Origin of the sequence: Nitrosomonas communis (assembly GCF_001007935.1) — a bacterium.
GTDB classification, from domain to species: Bacteria; Pseudomonadota; Gammaproteobacteria; order Burkholderiales; family Nitrosomonadaceae; genus Nitrosomonas; species Nitrosomonas communis.
In genome coordinates this window covers 84,337-98,623 of record NZ_CP011451.1, presented here as the reverse complement: position 1 = coordinate 98,623, position 14,287 = coordinate 84,337, and the positions used below count along the sequence as shown (strand labels likewise).

The 14,287-nt window shown below is 47.0% G+C and carries 9 protein-coding genes, 2 rRNA genes and 1 pseudogene; 7 read left to right on the top strand and 5 right to left on the bottom strand.

Features of this window, described 5'->3' with window-relative positions:
* Nucleotides 1–257 precede the first annotated feature (257 nt).
* Both AAW31_RS00390 and rrf read left to right on the top strand, forming a co-directional pair.
* A 23S ribosomal RNA gene (locus tag AAW31_RS00390) occupies nt 258–3,147 on the top strand.
* Between the two features lie 91 nt (nt 3,148–3,238).
* Nucleotides 3,239–3,351 (top strand): 5S ribosomal RNA (gene rrf, locus AAW31_RS00385).
* Between the two features lie 559 nt (nt 3,352–3,910).
* Here rrf and AAW31_RS00380 read toward each other — a convergent pair.
* The 5 genes from AAW31_RS00380 to AAW31_RS00365 all read right to left on the bottom strand — a co-directional run bounded on the left by AAW31_RS00380 (nt 3,911) and on the right by AAW31_RS00365 (nt 10,190).
* Complete coding sequence (locus tag AAW31_RS00380) at nt 3,911–4,684, bottom strand: hypothetical protein (protein WP_046848727.1); 774 nt, start codon at nt 4,682–4,684, stop codon at nt 3,911–3,913.
* 28 nt (nt 4,685–4,712) lie between these two features.
* Nucleotides 4,713–4,868: a hypothetical protein gene (locus tag AAW31_RS21025; RefSeq protein ID WP_158441311.1), complete on the bottom strand. Its 156-nt coding sequence runs from the start codon at nt 4,866–4,868 to the stop codon at nt 4,713–4,715.
* Between the two features lie 76 nt (nt 4,869–4,944).
* Nucleotides 4,945–7,878, bottom strand: coding sequence for a galactose oxidase-like domain-containing protein (locus AAW31_RS00375; protein WP_158441309.1), 2,934 nt, complete (start codon nt 7,876–7,878; stop codon nt 4,945–4,947).
* A 182-nt stretch (nt 7,879–8,060) separates the two neighbouring features.
* The gene (locus AAW31_RS00370) at nt 8,061–8,513 is read right to left on the bottom strand and encodes a Kazal-type serine protease inhibitor family protein (RefSeq protein WP_046848725.1); all 453 of its coding nucleotides are present in this window, start codon (nt 8,511–8,513) and stop codon (nt 8,061–8,063) included.
* Between the two features lie 192 nt (nt 8,514–8,705).
* Nucleotides 8,706–10,190 (bottom strand): sodium:solute symporter family protein, encoded by a 1,485-nt coding sequence (locus tag AAW31_RS00365; RefSeq protein WP_046848724.1) that lies wholly within the window; start codon nt 10,188–10,190, stop codon nt 8,706–8,708.
* A gap of 310 nt (nt 10,191–10,500) precedes the next feature.
* Between AAW31_RS00365 and AAW31_RS18530 the strand changes: the two genes are divergently transcribed.
* The 5 genes and pseudogenes from AAW31_RS18530 to AAW31_RS18515 all read left to right on the top strand — a co-directional run bounded on the left by AAW31_RS18530 (nt 10,501) and on the right by AAW31_RS18515 (nt 14,123).
* Complete coding sequence (locus AAW31_RS18530; RefSeq protein ID WP_052751970.1) at nt 10,501–11,022, top strand: carboxymuconolactone decarboxylase family protein; 522 nt, start codon at nt 10,501–10,503, stop codon at nt 11,020–11,022.
* A 347-nt stretch (nt 11,023–11,369) separates the two neighbouring features.
* Nucleotides 11,370–11,818, top strand: a pseudogene (locus tag AAW31_RS23305) (AMP-binding protein).
* Nucleotides 11,819–11,825: 7 nt separating this feature from the next.
* Nucleotides 11,826–12,365, top strand: a complete 540-nt coding sequence (locus AAW31_RS22950) for an AMP-binding protein (RefSeq protein WP_158441305.1) — start codon at nt 11,826–11,828, stop codon at nt 12,363–12,365.
* Nucleotides 12,308–12,589, top strand: a complete 282-nt coding sequence (locus AAW31_RS22945; protein ID WP_158441303.1) for an AMP-binding protein — start codon at nt 12,308–12,310, stop codon at nt 12,587–12,589. Before AAW31_RS22950 ends, AAW31_RS22945 begins: the two co-directional genes overlap by 58 nt.
* Nucleotides 12,573–14,123 carry a 1-acyl-sn-glycerol-3-phosphate acyltransferase gene (locus AAW31_RS18515; RefSeq protein WP_052751967.1) on the top strand — a complete coding sequence of 517 codons (1,551 nt, stop codon included), beginning with the start codon at nt 12,573–12,575 and terminating at the stop codon, nt 14,121–14,123. The genes AAW31_RS22945 and AAW31_RS18515 overlap by 17 nt, the downstream gene beginning before the upstream one ends.
* Nucleotides 14,124–14,287 lie beyond the last annotated feature (164 nt).

Below are 14,287 nucleotides of genomic sequence, written 5' to 3'. Positions count from 1 at the left end.
ATGATTCGAGAAAAATATCTCTCGGTAATCATGATAAATAAAATTATATTTTATTGCTAATTTAGCTTTGTTCTTTAAAAAAATAGAAAAAGTAGATTGTAAATTAAACAAATTCAGAAACATAAAAAGCTGATATATGAATATTAATTGGATCAATTGATTAATATTTGTTGGAGCATAAAATATTATCTGGAAAGATAGTTAATATTTTGAAAATCTGGAGTTGTAATCAAGAAAAGAAGTTCTCAAAATTATAGGGTCAAGCAAATAAGTGCATGTGGTGGATGCCTTGGCGATTACAGGCGATGAAGGACGTGGAAATCTGCGATAAGCTTCGGGGAGCTGATAAACAAGCTTTGATCCGGAGATGTCCGAATGGGGAAACCCGATCCGCAAGGATCATCCTCATCTGAATATATAGGATGAGTGAAGCGAACCTAACGAACTGAAACATCTAAGTAGTTAGAGGAAAAGAAATCAACCGAGATTCCCAAAGTAGTGGCGAGCGAAATGGGATCAGCCATCAATCTTTAGCATCGGAATTAGTCGAATTTTCTGGAAAGTTGAACCATAGAGAGTGATAGTCTCGTAGGCGAAAATTCTGATGTGGAACTAGGATTGAAAAAAGTAGGGCGGAACACGTGAAATTCTGTCTGAAGATGGGGGGACCATCCTCCAAGGCTAAATACTCGTAATCGACCGATAGTGAACTAGTACCGTGAGGGAAAGGTGAAAAGAACCCCGGGAGGGGAGTGAAATAGATCCTGAAACCGCATGCATACAAACAGTGGGAGCCCTGTATAGGGTGACTGCGTACCTTTTGTATAATGGGTCAGCGACTTACATTCAGTAGCAAGCTTAACCGATTAGGGGAGGCGTAGCGAAAGCGAGTCTTAATAGGGCGACTAAGTTGCTGGGTGTAGACCCGAAACCAGATGATCTACTCATGGCCAGGATGAAAGGAAGGTAACACTTCGTGGAGGTCCGAACCCACTAATGTTGAAAAATTAGGGGATGAGCTGTGGGTAGGGGTGAAAGGCTAAACAAATCTGGAAATAGCTGGTTCTCTCCGAAAACTATTTAGGTAGTGCCTCATGTATAACCTTTGGGGGTAGAGCACTGTTATGGCTAGGGGGTCATTGAGACTTACCAAACCATTGCAAACTCCGAATACCAAAGAGTTTTAGCATGGGAGACAGACATCGGGTGCTAACGTTCGGTGTCAAGAGGGAAACAACCCAGACCCTCAGCTAAGGTCCCAAAGATATAGTTAAGTGGTAAACGAGGTGGGAAGGCATAGACAGTCAGGAGGTTGGCTTAGAAGCAGCCATCCTTTAAAGAAAGCGTAATAGCTCACTGATCGAGTCGTCCTGCGCGGAAGATGTAACGGGGCTTAAACTATACACTGAAGCTAGGGATTCGCACGTAAGTGCGAATGGTAGGAGAGCGTTCCGTAGGCCTGTGAAGGTGATTTGTAAAAATTGCTGGAGGTATCGGAAGTGCGAATGCTGACATGAGTAGCGATAAAGGAAGTGAAAAGCTTCCTCGCCGAAAACCCAAGGTTTCCTGTGCAACGTTAATCGACGCAGGGTGAGTCGGCCCCTAAGGTGAGGCAGAAATGCGTAACTGATGGGAAACTGGTTAATATTCCAGTACCTTTACATAATGCGATGCGGGGACGGAGAAGGTTAGCTCAGCCAGGTGTTGGATGTCCTGGTTGAAGCGTGTAGACATGCTGCTTAGGCAAATCCGGGCGGCTAAGTTGAGACGTGATAACGAAACACTCTTCGGAGTGCCAAGTGAGTAATACCATGCTTCCAGGAAAAGCCGCTAAGCTTCAGTTATGTAAGGACCGTACCGTAAACCGACACAGGTGGGAAGGATGAGAATTCTAAGGCGCTTGAGAGAACCCAGGAGAAGGAACTCGGCAAATTGACACCGTAACTTCGGGAGAAGGTGTGCCTTTAGTAAGTGAATCGCCTTGCGCGAGGAGCTGAGAAAGGTTGCAATAAAAAGATGGCTGCGACTGTTTAATAAAAACACAGCACTCTGCAAACACGAAAGTGGACGTATAGGGTGTGACGCCTGCCCGGTGCCGGAAGGTTAAATGATGGGGTGCAAGCTCTTGATTGAAGCCCCGGTAAACGGCGGCCGTAACTATAACGGTCCTAAGGTAGCGAAATTCCTTGTCGGGTAAGTTCCGACCTGCACGAATGGCGTAACGATGGCCATACTGTCTCCTCCTGGGACTCAGCGAAATTGAAATGTTTGTGAAGATGCAATCTACCCGCGGCTAGACGGAAAGACCCCGTGCACCTTTACTGTAGCTTTACATTGGATTTTGACAATGCTTGTGTAGGATAGGTGGGAGGCTGTGAAGTATACTCGCCAGAGTATATGGAGCCGTCCTTGAAATACCACCCTGGTGTTGTTGAGATTCTAACCTAGATCCATAAGCTGGATTGGGGACCGTGTATGGTAGGCAGTTTGACTGGGGCGGTCTCCTCCCAAAGTGTAACGGAGGAGTACGAAGGTACGCTAGGTACGGTCGGAAATCGTGCTGATAGTGCAATGGCATAAGCGTGCTTAACTGCGAGACTGACAAGTCGAGCAGATGCGAAAGCAGGTCATAGTGATCCGGTGGTTCTGTATGGAAGGGCCATCGCTCAACGGATAAAAGGTACGCCGGGGATAACAGGCTGATTCCTCCCAAGAGTTCATATCGACGGGGGAGTTTGGCACCTCGATGTCGGCTCATCACATCCTGGGGCTGTAGCCGGTCCCAAGGGTATGGCTGTTCGCCATTTAAAGTGGTACGTGAGCTGGGTTTAAAACGTCGTGAGACAGTTTGGTCCCTATCTGCCGTGGGCGCTGGAAATTTGAGTGGGGCTGCTCCTAGTACGAGAGGACCGGAGTGGACATACCTCTGGTGTACCGGTTATGACGCCAGTCGTATTGCCGGGTAGCTAAGTATGGAAAAGATAACCGCTGAAAGCATCTAAGCGGGAAACTTGCCACAAGATTAGATTTCCCGGGGAGTAAATCCCCCTAAAGGCTCGTTGAAGACTACAACGTTGATAGGTCGGATGTGGAAGCATAGTAATATGTTAAGCTAACCGATACTAATTGGCCGTGCGGCTTGATCCTATAATTTTGAGAATAAATTAACATCTCTTGACAGAAAAATTAATTTAAAAGTTTAGTTGTTTTAATCTACTTTAAAACAAAAAAGGTTACGCTTGGCGGCTATAGCGCTTTGGAACCACCTCTTCCCATTCCGAACAGAACCGTGAAACGAAGTTGCGCCGATGATAGTGTGTTTTCGCATGTGAAAGTAGGTCACCGCCAAGCTTATTATTTTCTTGATTAATAAAGCTATTAAATACTATATACATATAATTTATCGCTTAATTAATTTATCGAAAGCACTGTTCATTCAATTGTTTCATCTCAATCCATATTCACCTAGAGCTATAAAACAGATATCAATTAAAGAAAATTCTATGAATTATTTCACCTTGGTGGGGAAATGATTCTACGTTTATCTGTTTTTTTATTCTATTGGGGTCAGTTATCCAATTATTTCACTAAGTGACGCGCAGATACTAGCCTCACTTAAAATCCTATATTATCTCCAGTTTAATCCTTGGTTCGTAGGAATGCGTGCCATGCCCATGAGAATCGCAACAACTTGTTTCCTGCTATTGTTACTTAAGAGGATAGAGCGAGCGTGCAAGGATGTATAAAAAGAAGCACAGGAAACTTGTCAACTAATCAACAATCGTAATTTTTTGACACTATGCTCTTGCGATTAACATCCTGCACACTCACAGCAGGCTGGTATGAATCATTTCAAGAACAGCGTAACTGATTGCATTTTTTACAGATCTAATTCTACGCCTGCATACAGTTATTTCACACAGATGCCTGCACAATCGGCACCACCGTTAGCAGGATCGCAATTATCCGAAGGGTCATCTACACACTTCATTCCTTCAGGGCAAGGTAATGCGGCAATGCCTCCACACATTTGTTTGGGTTTCTGATCATGGTAAGCAGAACTGTCTTTGGGCGGATAATCCATACGTTTTCCCTCACCTGGTTTAGTGGGCTTTGTTGGCCCAAGCTTAATGCTTTCTTCAACCTTTCGTGGTTGAATTGTTTCAACCGCAATGGATTCAACCTCTCCTTCGTTATGCCGAGCGGTATACACGCTCACAACATCCAATGGAACAGGGCTTTTAACAACCAGGAATCCCTCCAGAAAGGCAAAATCCACACAAACACCATCTATTGGACAAAAGTAGCCTGCAATATCAAAGCAATTTACGCCAACTGCTCCGTCTGGCTGGAGAACTATTCCTTTAAAAGGTGTGACATCGAAGGAGCCTGGCTCAGAACCAAACTGTGTTGCAAGTGCCACCTTGGCTGCAAGAGTGATTTTTTTATTAGTAGGGTTGTGGATATTGACGGCTGTACGGTAAGTGCCCTTCGCCAAATTCCCATCCTGATGGGGTAACAATAGCGAACAGGTAACTTTAGCTGCATATTGATACTCAGTTTTGATTGTCTCTGAGTATTGCGTTGTTTCTGCCTGAGCGATTGGTTGAGTGCCGATGAAACCAGACCAGCACACTGATCCGAGCAGAAAAGAGAAAAGCTTGATCATATTGTGTTGTTTCATGATAGTCACCTCATTTGGTTTAATGCTCTCAAGGGAGAACAGCTTTTAGCCCGCAATGGTTCCACTTGGGCTGATGGCAGGCCACCAGATCTAGTTCAACATGGAAGAAAAAGTGGCCTAACTTACTACTAAAAACATTGGTAGCACTTGGTTTTTCAGCTGAATTTGTATGGCTTGTTTTCATAAAATACCTCTTGGCTTTATAGTTAATATGATGTCTTTTTATTAGCGCTACCTTGTCTTTTCATGTCAGCTTAAAGCTAAGCAATCAACACAAACCTCGCCTCTGATGGCACTCCCTGATCATTGATGATAAACAACATGTAGTATCCTGGTGGCGCAATATTGCCATGCGCTGGCGCTTCAGTTTCTACAATGGTGACAGTCTGTGAATGGACAGGCAATTTAATGTAACGCTGGCCGGCATCGGTATGATGCGTTACCGCAATTGGTGCGATCAGCACCACTGCATTAATAGCAATCGCCTGCGGCGTCTCGATCACAAAAATGCTTGCATAGCTGATCGAAGGCGGCGAATTCGAAATAATGGGTCGTGCACCCAAACTAAGATAATTCGGTGAATAAAGCTCCATAGAATGCTGATCCTGTTCCATTGTGCCTGGTGCAACTCCGCCTGCTGCGAGCACTTTTCCGTCCGGCAGCAGAATACATACCGAGTGATACTGGCGTGGGAAATTTAATGGTGCGCCCACTGTCCAGCTATCTGTGGCCGGATCATAGGTTTCCGTTTCCAGCACCGGTGTGGGTGACCACTTCTGGCCGTTGCTGTGGCCGCCTATGATAAACACCTTACCGTTGGGTAATACCACAGCATTCACATTGGTGCGGCCAAAATTCATGTCGGCGATACGCGCCCATGCCGAACCAGCAATGTTCCCGTTGAATTCGATTACTTCAGCAGTTGCATTGTTGCGAGCAATGGCAGGGCCTGCGACCCCACCGCCAAAAACATACAGAAGGGTACGTTCAGGGCTTGCGGTCGTATCGATCATGAGAAGGCTCATGCCTTCTTGGCGATCGTAAAACTGCTGCTGTCCAAAATCGGTCCAGCTACCACTGTTTGGTCCGCTCATAGCCAAATAAGCGGTTTGGGTTCCTGTTGCGCCGGCCCAGCCAGCACGCGTATAGAAAATTTCTCCTGAAGGCAGAAGATGCATACCAGGATACAGTTCATCGAACGAGCGATTTGCACCGACGATGGATGTCCACGCACCGCCATTAAATACCTCAACTTCTGCCGCAACGGGATGACCGCCAGAAAATGCGAGGACACGTCCGTCGCTCAGGCCCAACACCGTTGGATACCAGCGTGCATGCGCCATGCTGGCGGCTGGGCTAAACGTGCTGTTTGTGGGATTCGTCACATTAAGCGTAAAGATAAAGCAGCGATTATTGGTGTGTCCTGCACCGTTGGTGTCGCCACCGACGATCAGCAAGCGGCCATCTGCCAGGAAAGAATGGCCGCAACAGAAAAAATCTTCCGGCAACGTAATGACATCTGGCATGATCTGTTTGGTTGTCGGATCCCAAATACGGGCCTCGAGAGGATAATTCATTTCTGCTGCACCAGAAAAGAGCAACACATAGCCAGTGCTCAATAGGGCTCCGTGAACCACGAAGATTGGTGATGGATCCAGTAGCTCCCAACTGTCTTGGCCATGTGCGCCGCATGGATGAGGATCCGCTTCTGGACATTGGTGTACATGCACTGTCGGCAACTGGTAACAGATCCCGTCAAGTTCTTCATCGCTCAGCTCGACTTCCTGGATAGCGCGAAGCACTGCCGCCATGCCTTCCATCATGTGCATCTCCACGTGGCAGTGAATCAGGAAGTCACCCTGTAACTGGTATTTTTTACGCTTTTCCCCATATTGCTCAGCGTAAGCATCTTTCGATGCGTATTCAGGCTGATCCATACACTGTAAAAAGTGCGCTGGTTGCTCATATTCACTTGCCGTTGGAGAGGTATGGTGATCTTCTTGGTTCTCGTGAGGTTTGCACTCGCATTCAAGGGGCACAGGCTGGAGGATTACCGGAGGCACGATGGTATCAGCGACAAACGATTCGGCTGGTCCGAGCGAGCGTGTATCGACCCATTCATTGCCCCATCGCCACCGCTGTCCATGCAAATGGAAATTGTGCCACACCATGCTCAAATCTAGATTAAATACATACCAACGCACGCGCGTGCCGTATTCAGCCACAATAGTAGGCGTATTTCCCACAAAGGTGCGCCCATTGATGGCAAATGACTCCAGCCCGGCACCGCTGCGCTCGGTGACAGTATGAGGTTGATTACCCGCATGATACCAAGTGACTACTGCACCTACGCCTACTGTTATATCATCAAGTTCGAAGCGTGCCGGTGTATCCAGGATGTTGATAGTTGCTGTCAGAGGACCTGTCGTCATAACGCGCACACGCCCTTGCATCGGGTGGAAACGGCAATAGTATTCGAAAGTACCTTCCTGACCGAAAGTAAAAGTGAATAGATCACCCGCATTAAGCGAACCACTATCGAAAAGCGCGTTTCCAACCTTTGCTGTGAGACGGTGGAAAAAGATGGGTACTTCAAGGTCTGCTTTCTCACAATGGGCATCCCGAACCACAATACCACCGAAGAGTCCACGCTTTACGGCTTCCTCGATGTGCATATGATGATCATGGAAAGGCCATGCACCGATGGCGTCTTCTTTCACATCAAAGATGTAGCACCACTGGCCGCCAGGACAAATCGCATCGCTGCGATTAAATCCAGCCTCGTCCTGTACGCCGAAAGGCCAAGAACCATCCGAGTCTATGCCATAATGCAGGCCGTGCACATGAAGGCTATGTGGCTCGCTATCACCGTTCAGCACATGGACATAAAGTCTCTCACCCGGCTGCGTATAGATGACTGTTCCGGGAATTCTTCGATCGACACGGGGTTCATTGGTATCCGCAGCAATGAGCGGCGTATTTTTTATTATGGTATAGGCGGCATCGAGGTATTCGCGGTAGACCAGGGCATCCAGTGAGCGACGGTCTACTTCAGATTGTGGAATGGTAGCGTCGAGGTGCTCCATGTTTCTCATGCAATCAAGTCGGTGCTTATGATGCTCAGCGTCGTCAGGAGCAACGGGACTGTAGTTCGGTATTGCCTCGATTTTGAGGTAGATATGTTTTATATTCATGATCTCTATCACCTTTTCAGAGGGGAAATGCATAAAACATAAAAAAGTACGCTCAATCAGCCGCCATAACCACAATGTCTTTAAAGTACCCTGATGCTATTGCAATGTATATCTGATCATGCTGTCAGATCAAACTAAACAGTCATTCCTTGGCGCACATTTTTCCAGAGTCCAAAAGCTATCTATTTAGCTTTGCATATTCCCGGGCAATCCGCTCCACCTTGAGCAGGGTCGCAGTCATCACTTGGATTATCAATACAGATCTGGTTTTCTGGACATTTGATGCCTGCAATGCCACCACACGCCTGGGGTTCCGCTGGCTTGCATTCACCCGCATGATCAATGGAAACACCCGCTGCTGCCGCCTCACATGCATTACCATATGTTTTACCATCACAACCACAAACAGGCACGAATTCCCTTGTGCAATTCTCTGGTTTAGTCTTGCAGACTCCTTGCGCATCAGCAACTTTGCAATGACCGACACCAAGATCACAATACTGCTGGTCAGGGCATGTCAATCCCTGGATAGTGCCACAGATTATTTCAGGAGCTTGTGGTGGCATGGAATTCTTGCAACCCACCAGCATAGAGGAAATCGAAAAAACAGCTAACAAAGTGATAAGTGCATCCATAATGCTTAACCTCCTTCTTAATAAATCAGATCAAAAAGTATGCTTTCTTGATAAAAATTAAAATAAGCAGACACCTTAATTTGATCTAAAGAAAATGCTAAAAAGCAAGAATAGGAGGTTTTGCAAAATGATGAGTTAGCGTATTTTGCGGTATTTCCTGCATTAATTTTTGTCCGGCATGCATAGAAGCAGCTAGCGCGGCGCTATATGATGGGTTTCCGAAGCCGCATAATGCTGTAATTCGTGCAAAGAGCGACCAGGTGTTTTATGACCAACCCATTGTGGCAGCAGTGAACCGGCAATCATCCCTACTGCCGAAATACTAAGACCAACCAGTTGTGGAGGTATCAGACTTTCTTCCCCGATCAGGATTTCAATCATGAGCCATGACAACAAGCCACCGAAAATTGCCGCTAACGCACCCTGAGTAGTGGCACGCTTCCAAAATATTCCGCTGAGTAATGGTACAAATGCGCCAGCAAGCGTGACCTTGTAGGCACTTTCTACCATTTCGAAAATAGAGGAATCAGAATTTAATGCGAACGCGAGTACAATACCCCCGAAACTCACCAACGTTGCTCGCATGATCCAAAGAAACTGGTGATCACCTATATTCGGCCAAAAGCCCTTGATTACATTTTCAGCAAAAGTCACAGACGGAGCAAGAAGAGTGGCTGAGGAACAACTCATGATTGCGGAGATGACTGCGCCGAAGAACAGCACCTGGGCAGCCAATGGGGTGTGCTGCAATACCAGTGTCGGCAGTAACAATTGAGAATCCTCTGCTAACAATTTCGCGAATAGCATCGGGTCGATCAAAGTAGCAGAATAAGCAATGAACATTGGCACAAAGGCAAAACAGAAATAAATGGTAGCACCAATGACCGAGCCCCAAAGCGCGACAGTAGCGCTTTTTGCTGAGGTAATGCGTTGAAATACGTCTTGCTGCGGGATAGAACCGAGCATCATGGTGACCCAGGCGCCGAGGAAGGTAATCCATTTTAATGGATCCATTTCGGGGAAAAAATCAAGTTTACCCGCTAAGCTGGCATGATCAATAACCGCCATCGCACCACCGCTGACTTTGTCGCTGACAATCCAGGCAATAAAAAACAGGCCGCTCATCGACACAAACATCTGCACGAAATCCAGGATTGCTACCGAGAACATACCACCGAAAGTCGTATAGGTGAGTACAATAACAGTACCAAGAATCATGCCTGTTTCCTGACTTACCGTACCGTCGGTAACGACGTAAAAAATCAAACCGAGTGCCTTGATCTGTGCTGCCACCCAGCCTAAATAGGCTGCAACAATACAGAGTGAAGTGAGCACTTCGACTGGTCGGCTATAGCGCATGCGGTAGAAGTCTCCCAGCGTGATGATATTGAGCCGGTAGAGATAGCGTGAAAAAAGGATACCAGCGATGACTAGACACATCGAGGAACCAAAGGGGTCGGCAGCTACGCCGGTCAAGCCATTTTCAACGAAAGTAGCCGGCACGCCAAATACAGCCTCAGCCCCAAACCAAGTAGCGAAAACCGTTGCGGTGACTACATACACGGGTAGTGAGCGTCCTGCAACAGCAAAGTCTTTTGCATTGTGTACGCGTGTGGCAGCATACAGGCCAATACCCACAGAAATCATCAAGTAGAAAATAACGAACCACAGCAGCATAACCGCCTCAGCAAAAAATAATAAATTTAATATTTGATCAGAGCGGGATTATACTGATGGAAATAAGGAAAATAAACGCTGATCTCTGTTACTAAGGATTGTAAGAAAAGCAAGTGCCATTCCTTTGCGCAATGGATAGCTACAGCTGTGCATAGCACATACTATCCACTTAAGCACTTTATTTGTTTAAATAAAAGCTGACTTTGGTGATAGGAGCTTACACGTCGATTATTCCCCAAATGCATCAATTAGCGTTTATTTCTCTCTTAGCTCCTGTCACCTTATTAAAAACAAGTTATAGAGGAAAAAAATGGCGAGAATCAATCTGGAAATTGAAAATACGAATGACCTGGAAGTCAGTGATATCTTCAGTGAACTGAGAGAAAAAGTGGGACGAATTCCTGCAGCTTATCGGGCATTTGCGCTACATCCTCATATTTTGCAGGCGAATTGGAATCGCACAAAGAGTATTCTGGGAAAAGGTAATCTACCCATAGAGGTAAAAGAAGCGATAGCAATACGAGTATCAAAAGTAAATGGTTGCGATTTTTGCTTAAACATACATAAAGAAAATCTTGTAAAGCTTGGATTTAACTCAGCCACTGTCGAGTCTATTGCGAATGGCGAATCAAGTGATCAGCGTCTTGATCTTGTACTTAAATTCGTGAGCACAGCAACAAAAGATCCTCATCATCTCAATGACTCTGATTTTAATGCATTAAAAAAATCGGCTTACTCAGAACGTGATATTTTAGAAATACTTACAGTGATGGAAATGTATACTGGTTATAACAAAATAATTGTTGCCCTTGATTTACAACCCGATGACTGAATCTATAGACGGTGACTGCCTGAGCGGAAAACTGAAAGCCATCAACATTTAGCATCGACTGCCTCGAATATGTTTTTCAACAACCTTTTCAGTATATAGAATTTAAAATCTGGTGGTACTGAGGCTTGCAGTACTACAAGTTTTTACTCATTGTTGCCAGCCTTGATTTGAGTTTAAAAGTGCTGTCTGACATTAAGCAAAAACAGCAAAAACCGCTTGTGTGTCGGTATGCGAAAAACGCTCGTGATATTTGAATAACAAAATGCTGCCTTGATAATGCCTGGTATCAGCAAGGAAAAGCGTATTAAAAGTCGAGCAAAGCAAGCTCAATTAAAATTCTGTTGTTCATGGTGGAGACCTCAATGTCGAAACACATTCAGCAATCAGAAGTAGCCAAAATTGCGACACTCTGTACACTGATCGATGTATGTGCGGAGCGTGAAGCCATCGCTATCTATTCACTCCAGAAGCAGGGGCTTCGAACCTGGACCTACCAAGAGCTTTTCGCTAATGTCTTAGCGCTTGCGCCCAGATTATCAAAACTCGGGATAAGAAAAGGCGATCGGGTCGCCTTGCTTGCATTCAATCGCTCCAAACCATTGTGGCAGCACTTGCCATCCTAAAAGCAGGGGCGGTAGTCGTGCCGATCGATGCCCAGCTTGGCACACAGACACTCGAGTTTATGTTTACTGACAGCCAGGTGCGCATAGCCTTTGTGACTGAAGACCATCTGACACGGTTCGAAGCCTTGGCCAGCACCCAGAGTTTGCAGCTTATTGTTATACGATGGAGATGAGGCGAATTTGCGCCACTGGCGTCAATTGCCAGTAGGTGACGAAGTGGTTCTGCCTGAAGTTATTCCCGCTGATGCAGCGGCCCTGTTTTATACTTCGGGTACCACTGGGCGGCCCAAAGGCGTGCCGCTTACCCATGCTAATATCGCTTTTTCGCTCCATGACTTATTCCAAACCCGCGTCACGCTGACGGACGACAGACTGCTGCTGCCGTTGCCCTTACACCATGTGTTTCCTTTCATCTGCGGCATGCTATTGCCACTTGCATTAGGACTAACGATAGTATTACCCCATGCCTTGACAGGTCCGCAAATCGTGCGAGCCATGCAGCAAAGTCAGGCTACCGTTATGGTCGGCGTTCCTCGTCTTTATGAGACGCACTCTACAGTGCGATTGATGCGCGTATGCATGCCCAGGGCAAAGCTGCTTATTCCTTTTTTTACGGCATGCTTCAGGTATCTCTTTACTTGCGTCGTGTATTTGGCTGGCGCGTGGGGCAATGGCTGTTCCGAGCACTGCATCAGCGCTTTGCGCCCTCGTTACGGCTAACCGTTTGCGGCGGCGCCGCACTTAATCCCGAGCTTGCTTGGAAGCTCGAGGGATTAGGCTTGCAACTGATGATTGGTTACGGTATGACTGAAACAGCCCCTAACATTAGCTACGACCATCCCGATAGTCTTCGCATCGGTAGTGTCGGTAAACCGTTTCCGGGTGTGCAAGTCCGCCTGATGCCGCTCGTTGAAATGAGTGCAAGAAATGAGTGCAAGAGATGAAGCATATGGTGAAGTGCAGGTACGCGGCCCCAATGTCTTCACTGGCTATCATCATCTGCCTGAAGAAACAGCTAAGGCATTTACTGCTGATGGCTGGTTCCGTACTGGCGATCTCGGCCGTTTCGATACAGAGGGCTACCTTTTCCTGCTTGGTCGGGCTTCGACGTTGATTGTGACGCAAGGCGGTGAGAATGTTCAACCGGAAGATGTCGAGGAGGTTTATCAACAACACCTAGTCATTCGTGAGTTGGGAATCCTGGCAGAGAAGGGGCGACTCGTTGCCGTCATTGTTCCAGAGATGCGTGAAGTTCGGCGTCGGAACAGCGATATCGAAAGCGTCGTACGCGAAGCGCTCATGTCAGCCGCGCATACCCTTCCCTCTTATCAGCGTATCTCGGACTATGGCATTACGCGCGATCCCTTGCCACGCACACGCTTGGGCAAGCTACAACGGCATCGTTTGAAGGAGCGGTATTTAGACGTGAAAAGGTCCGTAGCAACCAGTGAGACAGCGAGTGGGCCTATGGCATTGGAAGAACTCATCGAACAGGATCGGGCGCTGTTTGATGATGCTGTTGCTCGCAGCGTGTGGGAATGGCTAACGACACGCTATGCACCCAGGCGACTGACACTCAATACCAGCCCACAACTCGATCTCGGTATTGATTCGATCGAATGGTTGAATGTGACGCTCGAAATCGGTGAGCGTACGGGTGTAGACTTGAGTGAAGAGGCTATCAGTCGTATTGATACGGTACGCGATCTGCTGCGAGAGGTGAGCGAGGCTTCTGCAGCCCGATCGGCTGCGACGCCGGTTGAGCAACCGGAAGAATTTCTATCGTCACAGCAAAAACACTGGTTGAGACTACACGGGCCGTTTTTATCAGCGGTGGCACGGGGACTCTATGCGCTTAACCGTCTGCTGATGCGAGTCTTTTTTCGTGTGCGAGTAGCAGGATTAGAACATGTACCTACCGATAGCCAGTTCGTGCTGGTCAGCAACCATGTCAGTTTCCTCGATCCGTTTATGCTTGCTGCTGTGCTCGATTATCGGCGCTTGCAACGTACTTACTGGGCTGGATTTACCGGTGCGGCGTTTCGCAATATTGTATTCCGCACAGTGAGCAGAATCGCGCAGGTAGTGCCCATTGACCAGGAAAGCAAGGCCATTTCCAATCTGGCTTTCGGTTCAGCCGTTCTGCGCAGAGGAAATAACCTGGTCTGGTTTCCCGAAGGCAGCCGATCGGTTACCGGGCAGTTACAACCCTTCCGGCCAGGAATTGGGATGATTCTCGCACGCTATCCAGTCATGGTAGTGCCTGCTGCTATTATGGGCGCTTATGAGTCACTTCCAGTAGGGACAGTATGGCCACATTTCCAGCCCATTACTGTAATTTTTGGGCCACCCCTCCAACTGCAAGCACTTGCATCAGATGGAAAAGAGCGAAGCACAGAAGAACGCATCCTGCACGAGCTCGAAGGTGCAGTGGCTAAATTGCTGGCAGAAGCTGAGCGAGAAAAAATACAGAAGTGAATGAAGGGCGCCTCTAAAAATTCAGAGTTTCCAGAGTTCTAAACTAGATAAGACGAGAACAAAGAATGTTGACACAGCCTATAACTAATAGGTAAGGAAAAATTTTTTGTGAACAATGGAGTATGATGACGAGATGGGGGTATGCAGGCAATCCGCGAAGCGGA